General features: G+C 61.5%; 16 protein-coding genes. 8 read left to right on the top strand and 8 right to left on the bottom strand.

What is annotated here, in order from left to right; genetic code table 11:
* Positions 1-74: 74 nt before the first annotated feature.
* Together E4O97_RS14875 and E4O97_RS14870 are read right to left on the bottom strand one after the other, a co-directional pair.
* Positions 75-1,073 (bottom strand): FecR family protein, encoded by a 999-nt coding sequence (locus tag E4O97_RS14875; protein ID WP_248161589.1) that lies wholly within the window; start codon positions 1,071-1,073, stop codon positions 75-77.
* A gap of 63 nt (positions 1,074-1,136) precedes the next feature.
* The gene (locus E4O97_RS14870) at positions 1,137-1,658 is read right to left on the bottom strand and encodes an RNA polymerase sigma factor (RefSeq protein ID WP_032879370.1); all 522 of its coding nucleotides are present in this window, start codon (positions 1,656-1,658) and stop codon (positions 1,137-1,139) included.
* 205 nt (positions 1,659-1,863) lie between these two features.
* Here E4O97_RS14870 and aroQ point away from each other — a divergent pair, with 205 nt between their 5' ends.
* Positions 1,864-2,310, top strand: coding sequence for a type II 3-dehydroquinate dehydratase (gene aroQ / locus E4O97_RS14865; protein ID WP_005791645.1), 447 nt, complete (start codon positions 1,864-1,866; stop codon positions 2,308-2,310).
* On the top strand, positions 2,307-3,158 hold the full coding sequence (locus E4O97_RS14860; RefSeq protein WP_248161653.1) for a shikimate dehydrogenase: 852 nt from the start codon (positions 2,307-2,309) through the stop codon (positions 3,156-3,158). Before aroQ ends, E4O97_RS14860 begins: the two co-directional genes overlap by 4 nt.
* Before the next feature lie 80 nt (positions 3,159-3,238).
* Here E4O97_RS14860 and E4O97_RS14855 read toward each other — a convergent pair whose 3' ends face one another.
* Both E4O97_RS14855 and quiC read right to left on the bottom strand, forming a co-directional pair.
* A complete protein-coding gene (locus tag E4O97_RS14855) occupies positions 3,239-3,904 on the bottom strand; it encodes a TetR/AcrR family transcriptional regulator (RefSeq protein WP_032879366.1) in 666 nt (221 codons plus the stop codon).
* Positions 3,905-3,979: 75 nt separating this feature from the next.
* Complete coding sequence (gene quiC, locus E4O97_RS14850; protein WP_148854034.1) at positions 3,980-5,881, bottom strand: 3-dehydroshikimate dehydratase QuiC; 1,902 nt, start codon at positions 5,879-5,881, stop codon at positions 3,980-3,982.
* A gap of 226 nt (positions 5,882-6,107) precedes the next feature.
* Between quiC and E4O97_RS14845 the strand changes: the two genes are divergently transcribed.
* Positions 6,108-7,442 (top strand): MFS transporter, encoded by a 1,335-nt coding sequence (locus E4O97_RS14845; RefSeq protein WP_032879362.1) that lies wholly within the window; start codon positions 6,108-6,110, stop codon positions 7,440-7,442.
* Position 7,443: 1 nt separating this feature from the next.
* Here E4O97_RS14845 and E4O97_RS14840 read toward each other — a convergent pair whose 3' ends face one another.
* Positions 7,444-8,322, bottom strand: a complete 879-nt coding sequence (locus E4O97_RS14840; protein WP_005791650.1) for a DMT family transporter — start codon at positions 8,320-8,322, stop codon at positions 7,444-7,446.
* 184 nt (positions 8,323-8,506) lie between these two features.
* Here E4O97_RS14840 and E4O97_RS14835 point away from each other — a divergent pair, with 184 nt between their 5' ends.
* From E4O97_RS14835 to E4O97_RS14825, 3 genes are read left to right on the top strand one after another with little or no spacing between them, the layout of a single operon-like run.
* Entirely contained in the window at positions 8,507-8,917 is a 411-nt protein-coding gene (locus E4O97_RS14835; RefSeq protein WP_005791651.1) for a membrane lipoprotein lipid attachment site-containing protein, read from the top strand.
* Between the two features lie 45 nt (positions 8,918-8,962).
* Positions 8,963-9,850, top strand: a complete 888-nt coding sequence (locus E4O97_RS14830) for a neutral zinc metallopeptidase (protein ID WP_032879358.1) — start codon at positions 8,963-8,965, stop codon at positions 9,848-9,850.
* Positions 9,851-10,825 carry an alpha/beta hydrolase gene (locus tag E4O97_RS14825; RefSeq protein WP_248161587.1) on the top strand — a complete coding sequence of 325 codons (975 nt, stop codon included), beginning with the start codon at positions 9,851-9,853 and terminating at the stop codon, positions 10,823-10,825.
* A 132-nt stretch (positions 10,826-10,957) separates the two neighbouring features.
* On the opposite strand, the gene E4O97_RS14820 is transcribed toward E4O97_RS14825, so the two are convergent.
* From E4O97_RS14820 to E4O97_RS14810, 3 genes are read right to left on the bottom strand one after another with little or no spacing between them, the layout of a single operon-like run.
* A complete protein-coding gene (locus E4O97_RS14820) occupies positions 10,958-11,545 on the bottom strand; it encodes an HAD family hydrolase (protein ID WP_078822395.1) in 588 nt (195 codons plus the stop codon).
* The gene (gene tesB / locus E4O97_RS14815; protein ID WP_005791655.1) at positions 11,542-12,411 is read right to left on the bottom strand and encodes an acyl-CoA thioesterase II; all 870 of its coding nucleotides are present in this window, start codon (positions 12,409-12,411) and stop codon (positions 11,542-11,544) included. Before tesB ends, E4O97_RS14820 begins: the two co-directional genes overlap by 4 nt.
* A gap of 38 nt (positions 12,412-12,449) precedes the next feature.
* On the bottom strand, positions 12,450-13,019 hold the full coding sequence (locus E4O97_RS14810) for a GNAT family N-acetyltransferase (RefSeq protein WP_078822396.1): 570 nt from the start codon (positions 13,017-13,019) through the stop codon (positions 12,450-12,452).
* 76 nt (positions 13,020-13,095) lie between these two features.
* On the opposite strand from E4O97_RS14810, the gene E4O97_RS14805 reads away from it, so the two are divergent.
* Together E4O97_RS14805 and E4O97_RS14800 are read left to right on the top strand one after the other, a co-directional pair.
* Entirely contained in the window at positions 13,096-14,016 is a 921-nt protein-coding gene (locus E4O97_RS14805; protein WP_005791657.1) for a histone deacetylase, read from the top strand.
* A 171-nt stretch (positions 14,017-14,187) separates the two neighbouring features.
* On the top strand, positions 14,188-15,414 hold the full coding sequence (locus tag E4O97_RS14800) for a TIGR03862 family flavoprotein (protein WP_228309009.1): 1,227 nt from the start codon (positions 14,188-14,190) through the stop codon (positions 15,412-15,414).
* Positions 15,415-15,429: the final 15 nt, after the last annotated feature.

Raw genomic sequence — 15,429 nt, 5'->3', positions numbered from 1 at the left:
CCCGTTCGACTGCGCAGCAGTCGCAAGCAAGCTTGCTCGCCACAGGACAGAGCTGCTGCCGATAACGCGAAAGGTCAATAGATCAGGCTGAGGCCGGCCAGGTCCAAGCGTTGCACTTGAAGTTCCTGGGTCAGGGTGGCGAGTGCGCTGTCGAGCATGTCCAGGCGGAAGACACCGCTGACTTCGCGTTCACCCAAGGCCGCGTCGGTCAACACTACCCGCCCGGGGCGGTAACGGTTGAGTTGCTCGATAACCTTGGCCAACGGCTGGCGGTCGAAGATCAACACACCGCGCCGCCAACTGGTGGCGCGATCCACATCAAACTGATCAAGGCTGACCACACCTTCAACGGGGCTGTAACGCGCAGCCTGGCCTTGCTGCACAACGCGCTCGACCGGGCCTGTGGTCGGTGAGGCCTGCATAGACACCTCGACGCTGTGCTGCAGCACACCGACCCAGGCCTGGCTCTGGCCCTCACGCTCGACCACAAACCGCGTGCCCAGCGCCCGGGTCTGGCCCCCGGCGCTGTGCACCACGAACGGCCGGGTTTCTTCGCCTTTCATCGGCGCCACATCAAAAACCGCCGAGCCCTGGAGCAGGCTGATACCCCGCTGCACGCCATCGTAATCCAGGCGAATGGCGCTGGCGGAATCCAGTTCCACCCTACTGCCGTCCGCCAGGTGCACCGTGCGCACCTCTCCCTTTTGCGTGACGTAGTCGGCCTGCATGTGCAGCAACACGTCGGGCCCGCGTAGCCAGCCGACGCCGGCCACCACCACGACCAGCGCCACAGCGGCTGCACGTTGCCACGGCCTTCTGCGTTTGGTGCGGCGCACGGGCGGGGTCGGCGCGGCTGGCCGTTGTCGGTGTACGGGCTCGTCCTTATGTACTTCACCCAATGCCGCCCAGGTCTGCTCGGCAAACCGCAGCGCCCCTTCGTGACGGCTGTCGCGGGCGATCCACTGGCGCAACTCGGCCTGCTCCTGTTCGCTCAGGGCACCGGCGTGCAGGCGCACCGCCCATTCGGCAGCCGCCTCGATAATGCTGTGCTGTTGCGGACCCTGGCTATTCACGTGTGAATCTCGAATTTTCGTTATGTAGACGCTCTGACGTCTGGCCTGGCATTTTTCGGTAATTCATTCGTCGGATGGCGCCACCTCGCCTTCCTGCAAGCGCTGCATCACATAGGCCAACGCCTTGGCCAGATGCTTTTGCACTGAGCTGTCGGAGATAGCCAGGTGCCGGGCGACCTGGGCGTGGGTCATGCCTTCGATACGGTTCAAGCGGAAAATCTGCTGGGTGCGCTCCGGCAGTTCCGCTAGTGCCTGCTTCAATGCCTGTCGCTGTTGCTGCGCCATTGCCTGAGCCTCCAACCCGGCCACGTCATCTTCGATCTCGGCCAGCGCCTCATGGGGCACGGTGTCGGTCTTGCGCCGCGCTTCCTGACGAATATGGTCGATCAGCAGATTGCTTGCCGTTCGATAGAGATAGCCCTGGGAGTTGTCGATGCGCTCACCGGCCGGTTTTTCCGCCAGCCGCAGGAAGCTCTCCTGCACCAGGTCTGCGGCCAATTGCGGGTCCCGTACCTTGCGCGCCAGATACCCGCGCAGGGTATCGGCGTGCTTGAGAAACAGGCCCTTGAGATCCACGTCCGACAAACCGGCTCCCTGGAATGTATAGGAAACAGGCGGGCATCTTAAGCGTTGTCGAGAATGATTTTCAATTGATATCTAATCTGATCGGGCCGTAAGAGGTTGTTGATAACAGTTCGATAACCGCACAGATCCGCTGCGATCAATTGACCAAACTAACCAACCAGTACATTTTACCCACATAACCAATAAGAACTGTGGAGATCCCGCTATGCCGCCCATCGTGCTGGTGCTCAACGGCCCCAACCTCAACCTGCTCGGCACCCGCGAGCCGGCCACTTATGGCCATGAAACCCTGGCTGACATCGCCGCCCTGTGTGGTCGCAGCGCTACTGAACTCGGGCTGAAAATCGAGTTTCGCCAGACCAACCACGAAGGCGAACTGCTCGACTGGATCCACGGCGCCCGTAACCGTTGTGCGGGTATCGTGATCAACCCGGCAGCCTGGACCCACACCTCGGTCGCGATCCGCGATGCGCTGGTGGCCAGTGAAGTGCCGGTGATCGAAGTGCATTTATCCAACGTGCACGCGCGCGAAGCGTTTCGTCAGCATTCATTTGTATCGCCCATCGCCAAGGCCGTGCTGGCCGGGTTTGGCAGCCACGGCTACCACCTGGCGCTTGAGCACTTCAGCCAGACACTCAAGGGACGCGCCTGATGAAACCGCGCATTCTCGCCGGCCTGATCGGCGCCGGTATCCAGGCTTCCCGCACCCCTGCCCTGCATGAACTCGAGGGTGACGCCCAGGGCCTGCGCTACCTGTATCGCCTGATCGACCTTGAGCCGCTGCACCTGGACCTCGACGCCCTGCCGGAATTACTGCGGGCCGCCGAGCTGATGCACTTCAACGGGTTGAACATTACCTACCCGTGCAAGCAGGCGATCCTGCCCCTGCTTGATGACTTGTCCGACGAGGCCCGGGGCATTGGTGCAGTCAACACCGTGGTGTTCAAGGACGGTAAACGCATCGGCCACAACACCGATTGCCTGGGCTTCGCCGAAGGGTTTCGCCGCAACTTGCATGACGTTGCCCGCCGACACGTGGTGCAGATGGGCGCCGGTGGCGCGGGCGCAGCGGTGGCCCATGCGCTGCTGGCAGAGGGGGTCGAGCACTTGAGCATTTTCGACGTGGACGCCTCCCGCGCCCGCGACCTTGTGGATAACCTCGCGCAGCGCTTCGGCCCTGGTCGTGCCCAGGTCGGCACTGATCTGAAAAATGCGATGGCCGAGGCCGATGGTTTAGTCAATACCACGCCGATGGGCATGACCAAGCTGCCCGGCACACCGGTCCCCGCTGCGTTGTTGCGGGCAGGGTTGTGGGTTGCGGAAATCGTGTATTTCCCGCTGGAAACCGAACTGCTGCGCGACGCCCGCGCATTGGGTTGCCGCACCCTGGATGGCGGCAACATGGCGGTGTTTCAGGCGGTGAAGGCGTTTGAGTTGTTCAGCGGTGAAGTGGCGTATGCAGACAGGATGCTGGCGCACTTCCAGAGCATGAATGGCTGACTGCCGAAACAGAGTTCAAATGTGGGAGGGGCGGTGCGACGATTCGACTTGCCCCCTCCCACATTGGCCCAGCGCTGAACTCAGGCTTGCAGGTAGCGCAACACCGACTCGCAGATCATCTCCCGGTGCCGGTGCTTGATCGCCTCATCCGACAGTTCGATCTGGAATATCTCGCTGAAGGTATGCCGGTTGGAGACCCGGTAAAAGCTGAACGAATTGATCAACAGGTGCACGTCCAACGGCTCCAGCCCTTCGCGAAACAACCCCAGTTCGGCGCCACGGCGCAAGGTCTCGCCCAGCCCTTCGAGGATCTTGCTGTTCATCGCCTTGATGGTCTCGGTGCGTTTGACGTACTCGGCGTTGTGGATATTTTCGATGCTGACGATGCGCACGAAATCCACGTTCTGGTCATGGTGATCGAAGGTGAATTCCACCAGCCGGCGAATCGCCTCACGCGGCTCCAGGGCCGTGAGGTTCATGCGGGTTTCAGTGTTGCGGATATCGCCGTAGAGCTTCTCCAATACCTCGACGTATAACTGCTCTTTACTGCCGAAGTAGTAATAGATCATGCGCTTGGAGGTGTGGATGCGCTCGGCGATGGCGTCCACGCGAGCGCCGGCCAGGCCCTGTTGAACAAACTCGACAATGGCTTCCTGGAGAATATTCTCGCGGGTCTTTTCCGGATTGTTCTTGCGACTCTTGCGCGGTGCGTCAGCTACCGCGGGGAGATCGGGACTCGGGGTCATGGTGCGCTCACGGCCATTGTTTGCAAGCGCTGATTATGGGCCGCGGCGCTTCCCGAAGGAAGCACCTGCCTGCGGTTATAGCCGGGCCTGGCGTACCGCCCCACTGCGCGACTTGGCCATCGCCGCCAGACGCACCGCTACGTTGGCCGCGCCGTAGCCGGCATAGCCGTTCTTGCGCTGGATGATCTCGAAGAAAAACCGCCCTTCGAACGCCTCGGTGTACACATGAAACAACTCACCGCCCTGGGCGTCGCGGTCGTACAGCACGTTGTAATACGCCAGCTCACTGAGGAACTCATCGTCGAAATCGAAGCGCGCCGCCAGGTCGTCGTAATAGTTGAGTGGAATATCCAACAACGGCACGCCGGCCTCTTTGGCCCGGCGCACCTCGGCGAAAATATCCGCACAATCGAAGGCAATATGGTGCACGCCCGAACCGCGATAGCTGGAAAGCGCGTGGGAAATCGCCGTATTGCGGTTTTCGGAGATGTTCAGCGGCAGGCGAATCGAACTGCAACGGCTGCGCAACGCACGGCTCTTCACCAAGCCGTAGGGGTCGGGCAGCACCACTTCGTCATCGGCTTCGAAATCCAGCAGGCTTTTGTAGAACAGCACCCAACTGTCGAGGCTGTCCGCCGGCAGCGCCATGGCCATATGATCGATGCGCAACAAGCCACCGCTGGCAGGTGTGGCCACTTGCAGGTTGAAATCGGTGTCGTACAGCCCGCCTTCGCTGGGGTCCACCAGGTAGATCAAGCTGCCATCTGGCGCACGCACCGCCGCCAACTCAAGCTCGTTGGGGCCCACCAGCCCGCGATACGGCTGGCCCTTGTAGGCCACCGCCCGCTCCAGGGCCTTGGCGCTGTCCTTGACCCGAATCGCGGTGGCGCACAGCGATGGGCCATGGGCCTCGAAAAAGTTGTGGGCGAAAGAATAGGGTTCGCAGTTGAGGATCAGGTTGATGTCACCCTGGCGCAACAGGCTCACATTCTTCGAGCGATGCTGACCGGCCTTGGCGAAACCCAGGCGCTCCAGCCAGTGGGTCAGTTTGGCGCCGAGGCTTTCATCCACGGCAAATTCAAGAAACTCGATACCGTCATATTCGCTGGCCGCCGGGGTTTCAAACAGGATGTCCACGGGCGCAGCGGGGGCTTGTTCAGCCAGGCGTTGGCGGGTTTTTTCTTCCAGGTATAACAGTGACCGCAAGCCATCCGCCGCATTCGCCCGAGTCGGCGCGGCGCGGAAACCGTCGTTGAAAATTTCCAGGGACAACGGCCCGGTGTAGCCACTCTGGATGATTGGAGCAAGAAAGCCCGCCAGGTCGAACTCGCCCTGCCCCGGGAAGCAGCGGAAATGCCGGCTCCACTCCAGCACATCCATGGCCAGGATCGGCGCGTCGGCCATTTGCACAAAGAAAATCTTGTCGCCGGGGATCTGCGCAATGGCGCTGGGGTCGCCCTTGAGCGACAAGGTGTGGAAGCTGTCGAGCAACACGCCCAGGCTTGGGTGATCGACCTGGCGCACCAGGTTCCACACCTGCTGCCAGGTGTTCACATGCTTGCCCCAGGCCAATGCTTCATAGCCGATGCGCAGGCCGCGCTTGCCCGCGTGTTCGGCCAGCAGGCTCAAGTCATCGAGCAGAATACGTTCGTCGCCCACGCTGTCGGCCGAGGCATTACTGCACACCAATACCAGGTCGGTTCCCAGCTCTTGCATCAAGTCAAACTTGCGCTCGGCGCGCTCCAGGTTGCGCGCCAGGCGGTCGCGGCGGCATCCTTCGAAGTCGCGAAACGGTTGGAACAAGGTGATGGCAATGCCCAGGTCGGCGCACATCTGCCTGACTTCCCGGGGGCTGCCGTCGTAATACAACAAATCGTTCTCGAAGATTTCCACCCCATCAAACCCGGCGGCGGCAATAGCCTCAAGCTTTTCCGGCAGGGTGCCGCTCAAGGACACAGTGGCAATAGAACGTTGCATGGAAGACTCCCGGCAATTGTTGTTTGTGGCAAATTATTCGCTCCCAGCCTACAGGCAGCAATTAAAATGTACGAACCGGTTAGTTTTTGGTGCGATTATCGAACACTATGCCCGTTTGGCGAATTGACGACTTTTTAACCACTGCGCACCATCGACCGGGCAATTCGTTCACGTAACAAAGACCCAGAACACACCATAAGAATTTCAAAAAAACGGGTACGACCTCATGCCTCTGCAAAATCCAGCCCTGGCCACGCGCCCGGGCAACCCGCACGCCGGCATCGGCGACAAGATCCGCGGTGCCCTGGCCGTGGGTAAAACGCGCTGGGGCATGCTGGCCCTGGTGTTTTTTGCCACCACCCTGAATTACATCGACCGCGCCGCCCTGGGCGTGATGCAACCGATCCTGGCCAAAGAAATGAGCTGGACGGCGATGGACTACGCCAACATCAACTTCTGGTTCCAGGTCGGCTACGCCATCGGCTTTGTGCTGCAAGGTCGCCTGATCGACCGCGTAGGCGTCAAGCGCGTGTTCTTTTGCGCCGTGCTGCTGTGGAGCCTGGCCACCGGCGCCCACGGTCTGGCCACTTCGGCGGTGGGCTTTATGGTCTGCCGGTTTATCCTCGGCCTGACCGAAGCCGCCAACTACCCCGCCTGCGTCAAGACCACACGTTTGTGGTTCCCGGCGGGTGAACGTGCGGTGGCCACCGGCATCTTCAACGCCGGCACCAACGTCGGCGCGATGATGACGCCGATGCTGCTGCCGTTGATCCTGCACGTGTGGGGCTGGCAGGCGGCGTTCCTGTGCATGTCGGCACTCGGTGCGATCTGGCTGGTGTTCTGGGGGTTGAAGTACTACAACCCGGAAGACCACCCAAGCGTTAAACAATCGGAACTGGACTACGTGCAACAGGAAGTCGAGCCCGAACAGCCCCGCGTGCCGTTCAGCCGCATCCTGCGTATGCGTGGCACCTGGGCCTTCGCCATCGCCTACGCGCTGACTGCGCCGGTGTTCTGGTTCTACCTGTACTGGCTGCCGCCGTTTTTGAACCAGCAATACAACCTGGGCATCAACGTGACGCAGATGGGCATTCCGCTGATCATCATTTACCTGACCGCCGACTTCGGCAGCGTGGGAGGCGGGATTCTGTCGTCATTCCTGATCGGCCGCGGGATGAACTCGATCAAGGCGCGGCTCTTGTCGATGCTGCTGTTCGCCTGCTGCATCGTCGGTGTGATCATGGCGGCCGGCTCCAGCCAGCTGTGGGTCGCGGTGTTCGCCATCTCCCTGGCCATCGGCGCCCACCAGGCCTGGACCGCCAACATCTGGAGCCTGGTGATGGACTACACGCCCAAGCACATGATGAGCACGGTGTTCGGCTTCGGCGGCATGTGCGCGGCCATCGGCGGCATGTTCATGACCCAGATCGTCGGCCATATCCTCACGGTGACCAACAACAACTACACAGTGTTATTCACCCTGATCCCGGCGATGTACTTCATTGCGCTGACCTGGATGTACTTCATGGCACCGCGCAAGATTCCTACCGTCGACCTTTGACCTACCTGCGCCGCTGCTGCCAGGCAGCGGCCAACCCGCTCATGCAGATCACCCCGATACCGACCACCGTGGTTGTATCGGGGGTATGGCTGAACACCAGCCAGCCCAACAACCCCGCAAACACAATCTGGCAATAGCCAAACGGCGCCAGCAAGGCCGGCGCCGCAAAGCGGAACGCCTGGGTGAGCATCAGGTGTGCCGTCATCCCGCAGGTCCCCAGTGCCAGCATCAGCACGCCATGCCACAGGCTCGGCACCTGCCAGAAGAACGGCACCATGGCGCTCATGACCAGGGTATTGCACAGCCCGGCGAAGAAGTTGCTGGTGGTCGGCGTATCGAACTTACTGAGGATGCGCGTCAACAGTTGGTAAAAACAGAAGAACGTCGCCGAACACAACGGCAACAGCACCGCCGGCGTGAACAGTTCGCCGCCGGGATGGATGATGACCAGCACCCCGATAAAGCCGCAGATCACCGCCAGCCACTGGCCGCGTGTCACATGTTCGCCCAACAGCGGCACCGACAGCGCTGTCACCAGGATCGGCGCGAGGAAGTTCACCGCCGTGGCTTCGGCCAATGGGATGTAGTGCAATGCGGCGGTGAAAAACAGGCTGGTGCCCAACAGGCACAAGGCACGTACCACCTGCATACCCGGACGCTTGCTGCGCAGCACGCGCAAGCCTGATTGCGGCAGGAAGATCCCGGCCATCAGCAGGGTGTGCACCAGGTAGCGCGCCCACACCACCATCACAATGGGGTAGAACCCGGCCAGGTATTTGGACAAGGCGTCGTGGCTGGAGAACAGGAACGTCGCCACCACAATCAGCAGGATGCCTTTGAAGGGATGGTTGACGCCTGAGAGGGGGGTACTGACAGTCATGGAATTCTCTTGCTGGCGGGCTGAACGCGATGGTACTCAACCCGGTAATCTAGCAGCCGGGCCAGCGCCTGCTCCAAGAGCATAACCAAACAGCGGGCGAACAGCGCACTAAATCACTGGAATCGAGTCCAACCCTGCACGCTCGCCCAGGCGTTGCACACTTTTTAATCAAGGCCTTGCCGCTATGAAAAAAATCCTGTTTGTTCTGTCTGCCCTCGCCCTGCTTACCGCCTGCGATAAAGCCAAGGAAGCCCCCAAGCCCGCGCCGCCGTCTGTACAGGCGACCCTGGTGCCGCAAACGCCGCCCACCGATCAATGGGTCGGCAAATGGATCGGCGTCGAAGGCTTGCACCTGACCATCGCCAAGGACGACAGCATCGGCCGCGGCCACTACCTTCTGACCATGCAATACGGCCTCGACGCCGACGATGCCGGCACCTTCAAAGGTGAAGCGAACGAAGATGGCATCGCCTTCACCCGCCCCGACGGCCCGCAGCTGTTGCGCGCCGGAGACGGCGCCGCCACCGGCCTGAAATGGCTGGCGGATAAAAAAGACTGCCTGATCGTGACCACCGGCGAAGGCTATTGCCGTTAATACCGACCATAATCAATCACGGTTAGCACACAGAGGAATGCTCCCATGCTATGGAAAAAAGGCCGACGCAGCGACAACGTGGTGGATGCCCGCGATGACAGTGGCGGCGGCGGTGGCGGTATGCGCTTTGGCGGCGGCAAGGGCCTGAGCCTGACGGCCATTGTGCTGATCGTCGGCATTGGTTGGCTGACCGGCCAGGACCCGATGCAGATCCTTGGCCAGTTGACCGGCCAGATGGAACAGGCGCCGTCGGTGAGTTCGCAATCGCGCCAGGCGCCACCGGCCAATGATGAGCACGCCGATTTTGTGCGCGCGGTGTTGGGTGATACCGAAGACACCTGGGGCCAGGTGTTCCAGGAAAACGGCCTGGCCTACAAGAACCCCAAGCTGGTGCTGTTCCGTGGCCGGGTGAACTCCGCCTGCGGTGGCGCCACCTCGGCCAGCGGCCCGTTCTATTGCCCGGCTGACCAGCAGGTCTACCTGGACCTGGATTTCTTCCGCGAAATGTCGCAACGCTTCCAGGCCGCCGGCGATTTCGCCCAGGCCTACGTGATCGCCCACGAAGTCGGGCATCACGTGCAAACCCTGCTCGGCATCTCGTCCAAGATCCAGGCGGCGCGCCAACAGGGTCGGCAGATGGAAGGCGATGGCGGCCTGCTGGTACGCCAGGAGCTGCAAGCCGACTGCTTTGCCGGGGTGTGGGCCAATCGGGCGCAAAAACGCCTGAACTGGCTGGAGCCCGGCGATATCGAAGAAGCCCTGAATGCAGCCAACGCCATTGGCGATGACCGCTTGCAGCAACAGGGGCAAGGGCGCGTGGTGCCGGACTCGTTTACCCACGGCACCTCGGCGCAACGGGTACGCTGGTTCAAGACTGGCTTCGCACAGGGCCAGATCACTCAATGCGATACCTTCGCGGCCAAGAGTCTCTAAATGATCAAACGATTGGGGTTGCTGCTGGGTTTGTTCGTGTCCTGCTGCACCCTGGCGGCTGAACACGGCGTCAAGGTGGTCAGCCCCGATCGCTTTCATCTGGAGGCCGGCGACCTCAGCCTCGGCGTAAGCCAGGACTGGCGCCAGCCGCTGCCCAAGGTCACACGTGCGCTGATCATCGTGCACGGCCGCCTGCGCAATGCGCAGACCTATCTGCAAAGCGGTATAGACGCCGCCACCCATGCCGGGGTTGGCGGCACTACGCTGGTGATCGCGCCGCAGTTTCTGAATCAATCGGACGTGAAGCGTAACCATCTGGGCAATCAGGTATTGCGTTGGAAGGGCAACGACTGGATGGCTGGCGAAGCTTCCACCGCGCCTGGGCAGGTCAGTTCTTATGGCGCTCTGGACCAGATCATCAAGCACCTGGGCAACCGCAAGCTGTTCCCGGCGCTGAAGGAAATCGTGATCGCCGGGCATTCCGGTGGCGGCCAGGTCGTCCAACGCTTCGCCCTCACCGGCCATGACCACCCATTGCTGCAGAGTGAAGGCATCAGCCTGCGGTACGTGGTGGCCAACCCATCGTCCTACGCCTACTTCAGCCCGCAGCGGCCGGTGCCGTTCGATACGGCCAGTTGCCCAAGCTTCAACGACTGGAAATACGGCATGCAAAAGCTGCCCGATTACGTGGGTGGCCGAGGCGCCCAGCAACTGGAAAAAGCCTACGTCTCACGCGACATCACTTACCTGTTGGGCCAGCAGGACACCGACCCCAACCACCCGGCACTGGATAAAAGCTGCGAGGCCGAAACCCAGGGTGCGTATCGGCTGATTCGTGGGCACAACTACTTTGGCTACCTCAAACTGCGCCATCCGCAGTTGAGTCACAAGCTGGTGGAAGTGCCAGGGGTGGGGCATGACGGGGATAAGATGTTTACCTCGCCAGAGGGAGAAAAGGTGCTGTTTGCCCAGTAGCACCTGAAGGAACCCAATCAAAATGTGGGAGGGGGCTTGCTCCCGATAGCGGTGTGCCAGCTAAACATAGGCTGGCTGACACACTGCAATCGGGAGCAAGCCCCCTCCCACATTTGATCTCCGTCGCCTGGGTTAGATCATTCGGCGCAGCGCCGCACAATCCTCGGCATGCCAATCCGCCAACTCCGGCCACGGGTTATCCGGCAAGTTCACCAACACCGTCCTGGCCCCCGCCGCCCGGCCACAATCCAGGTCAAAGCGATAATCCCCGACCATCACCATCTCGCTCGGCGCTACCCCCCAGGCCGCAGCCAGTTTCAACAGGCCACCCGGATCAGGCTTGTGCGGCGCGTCATCCCGCCCCAGCACATCCTCAATGGCAAAGCAGTCCGCCAAGCCAATCGCTTGCAGAGTGATATGGGCCAATTCCCGCGCATTACGCGTCAGGATGCCCAGGCGATAACCACGCCCGGCCAATTCCCTTACCAACTCAACGGCACCTTCGGCCGCGACCGACCCCAGCGCCAACTCGCGCTCATGCTCCAGCAGCCAGGCATGTTTGGCTGCCGCGACATCCGCCGGCAATGCAGCCAGGTGCGTGAGGATGTCGTCCTCAGGCGCAATCTCCAACGCCACGCGAATGGCGGCAAAGTCATGCACTGCCACCGTCAGCGTGCCGTCCATGTCGAACACCCAATGTTTAACGTCTGACAGGCTCATGCCCAGTCCTTGCGATGGCGGATCAAGCCTTCCTGGGTCACCGATGCCACCAGTTGCCCGGCGCGGTTGTACACGCTGCCGCGGGAGAAACCCCGGGAATTGCCGGCCCATGGGCTATCCATGGCGTACAGCAACCAGTCATCGGCACGCAGGTCGGCGTGGAACCACAGCGCGTGGTCGAGGCTGGCCACCTGCATGTCTTTTTGCCACACGGTCTTGCCGTGGGGCAGCAACGAGGTGGTCAACAGGCCGAAGTCCGAGGCGTAGGCCAGCAGGTACTTATGCAGCGCCGGCGAATCCGCCAGGGCGCCGTCGGCACGAAACCACACGTACTTGACCGGGTCGGACGGCTGCGGGTTGAACGGGTCTTTTTCGGTGACCGGGCGCACTTCGATGGGCTTGGGGCACAGCAGCTTGTCGCGCATGTGCTCGGGGATCAGGTGCGCACGCTGTTGGGTCAGCTCCAGCTCCGACGGCAGATTCTCCGGGCCCACCACCACCGGCATGGTGGTCTGGTGCTCGAAGCCAGCTTCGTCGTACTGGAACGAGGTGGTACAGGTAAAGATCGGATGGCCCTTTTGAATCGCGGTGACACGGCGCGTGCTGAAGCTGCCGCCATCGCGCACGCGGTCCACCGAATACACCACCGGCAACGCGGCATCGCCAGGGCGCAAGAAATAACCGTGCAGGGAATGCACATGCCGCGCTTCTTCTACGGTCTGGCTGGCCGCCGACAACGACTGGCCGAGCACCTGGCCGCCGAACAACTGGCGAAAGCCCAGGTCCTGGCTGCGGCCGCGAAAGAGGTTCTCCTCGATCGGCTCCAGGGTCAGCAAGTCCACCAGATCTTCCAATACTTGGCTCATAGAGCAACTCCTACAATCAATAGGGCATTCCGGGCTGCTTATCCGTGCAGCGTGTCCAACCATTGGGCGCGGGTGATGCGGTACAAAACATGCGGGCGCAGCGGGTCACCGGCTGCGACTTTGGGGTGTTCGAAATCTGCCTGCGGATCGTAATGCATACCGATGGCCTGCATGACTTTTTGTGACGGCAGATTGGCCTCGGTGGTAAAGGCGACGACTTCGTCCAACTGCAAGCGATCAAAGCCGCAGCGCAGTGCGGTCCAGGCCGCCTCACTGGCATAGCCCAGGCCCCAATGCTCACGGGCCAGGCGCCAACCAATCTCCACCGCCGGGGTGAAACCCGCTTCGAAGCTGACATTCGCAAGGCCCGTCACGCCGATAAATTCACCGGTGTCTTTGCGCTGCAACGCCCAGAAACCAAAGCCATATTCAGCGAAATGCCCGCGAATCCGGCCGATCAGCGCGGCGCTTTCCAAGTGGCTCAATTTAGCCGGAAAGTAGCGCATCACCTGCGAGTCAGCGCACATGCGCGCAAATTCCGGCAGGTCGCTGTCGCGCCATTGACGCAGCACCAGCCGTGCACTTTCCAATTCCAGTATCGGCTCCATGGGTCCCCCTGCCTTGCCATGTGCGTGAGTGTACAGCGCTGTTAAGATCCTTCGCAGGTTCCCGTCAGAAAATCCCATGCCCTTGCCATTGATCTACCACGAAGACTACAGCCCTGAGTTCCCGGCGGACCACCGCTTCCCCATGGACAAGTTTCGCCTGTTGCGTGACCACCTGGTGGACAGTGGCCTGACCCAGGACAGCCAATTGCTGCGCCCGCAGCTGTGCCCGGCAGACATCCTGGCCCTGGCCCATGAACCTGGGTATATCGAACGCTACATGGGCGGCGAACTGTCTCGCGAAGACCAGCGCCGCCTCGGCCTGCCCTGGAGCGAAGCCCTGGCGAGGCGCACCGTGCGTGCGGTGGGTGGCTCGATACTGGCGGCTGAACAGGCCCTCGAACATGGCCTGGCCTGCCATTTGGCCGGTGGTACCCACCATGCCCATTACGATTATCCGGCGGGATTCTGCATTTTCAACGACCTGGCAGTGATCAGCCGCTATCTGCTGGCCAGCGGCCGGGTCAATCGCGTGCTGATCTTCGATTGCGACGTGCACCAGGGCGATGGCACTGCACGCATCCTCCACGACACACCGGAGGCCATCACCGTGTCGCTGCACTGCGAAAAGAACTTCCCGGCACGCAAGGCCCAAAGCGACTGGGACATCCCGCTGCCCATGGGCATGGGCGATGCCGACTACCTCAAGGTAGTGGATGACGCGCTCAACTATTTGCTGCCGCTCTACCAGCCCGACCTGGTGCTGTACGACGCTGGCGTGGATGTACACAAGGACGACGCCCTCGGTTACCTCAAGCTGACAGACGCAGGCGTCGCCGCCCGCGATGAGAGCGTGATGCGCCACTGCCTGGGCCGCGACATACCGGTGATGGGCGTGATCGGCGGCGGTTACAGCAAAGACCGCCCCGCCCTCGCCCGTCGTCACGGCATCCTGCATCACAGCGCGCAACGGGTGTGGACGTCATCAGGCTGTCATTGAACTATGGGCGTTACCCACAATGCCTGTGGAACGGCCTGTGGATAACTTGAGCGTAAGCGGCTGCACGCGAGTGGCCGCATGGCCTGTAGGAAAGTGTACGTTTTTTGATCAGGCAGCGGCGTCGTGGTCGGGTAGAATGCTCGGCCTATTCACATCACCGTAGCCCTGCCCATGCCTCAGACTTCTGCCCACCACGTCTCCATTATCGGCGGTGGCCCTGCCGGGCTGATGGCTGCCGAAGTCTTGAGCCAAGCGGGCGTGCGGGTCGACCTGTACGACGGCATGCCTTCGGTGGGGCGCAAGTTCCTGCTGGCCGGTGTCGGCGGCATGAACATCACCCACTCCGAAGCCTACCCCGCGTTCCTGTCGCGCTATGCCGAACGCGCCCCGCACATGGCGCCGCTGTTGCGCAGCTTTGGCGCCGAGGCGTTGTGCGAATGGATCCATGGCCTGGGTATCCAGACCTTTGTCGGCACCTCCGGCCGCGTATTTCCTACCGATATGAAAGCCGCACCGCTGTTGCGCGCCTGGCTCAAGCGCCTGCGGGATCAAGGTGTGGTTATCCACACCCGGCATCGTTGGACCGGTTGGAATGCCGAAGGCGATTTACTTATCCACAGCCCGGACGGCGACAAAGTTGTCCACAGCGACGCGGTGTTGCTTGCCTTGGGCGGCGGCAGTTGGTCACGCCTGGGCTCTGACGGTGCCTGGCTTAACCTGTTTGAAGGCAAAGGCCTGCCCTATGTGCGCCTGCAACCGAGCAACTGCGGGTTCGAAGTGTCGGCGTGGAGCGAGTTGATGGTCAGCAAATTCGCTGGCGCACCGTTGAAAAACGTCGCCATTGGCTTGGGGGATGACAAGCCTCGGCTGGGTGAATGCGTGATAACCGCCACCGGTATTGAAGGCAGTTTGATTTACGCCTTGTCGGCGCCAATTCGCGAAACGATCAACCGCAGCGGTGCAGCCACGGTGCATATCGATTTGCTGCCGAGCAAGCCGCTGGACAAGGTGCAGGCCGCATTGGCCAAGCCCCGGGGTTCGCGGTCGATGAGCAAGCACTTGCACAGTCAGTTGGGGTTGGATGGTGTGAAAGCAGCCCTGCTGCGCGAGCTGACGCCCGCTGAACACTTCACCGATCCGGCGCAGTTGGCAGTGGATATCAAGGCGTTGCCGCTGACATTGGTGAGGACGCGGCCGATGGATGAGGCGATCAGCACAGCGGGGGGTGTGCCGTTTGAAGCGCTGGATGAGCGGTTGATGCTCAAACCATTGCCTGGGGTGTTTTGTGCGGGGGAAATGCTGGACTGGGAGGCGCCCACTGGTGGGTATTTGCTGACGGGGTGTTTTGCCAGTGGCAGAGCGGCTGGGCTGGGGATGTTGGAGTGGCTTAATCGCTGAGATCTGGGGTGGGTT

Source organism: Pseudomonas sp. W15Feb34 (assembly GCF_023127765.1).
In the GTDB taxonomy this organism is placed as follows: Bacteria; Pseudomonadota; Gammaproteobacteria; order Pseudomonadales; family Pseudomonadaceae; genus Aquipseudomonas; species Aquipseudomonas synxantha_A.
Note: the sequence above shows the minus strand (reverse complement) of the source record. Positions and strands in the feature narration are given on the sequence as shown.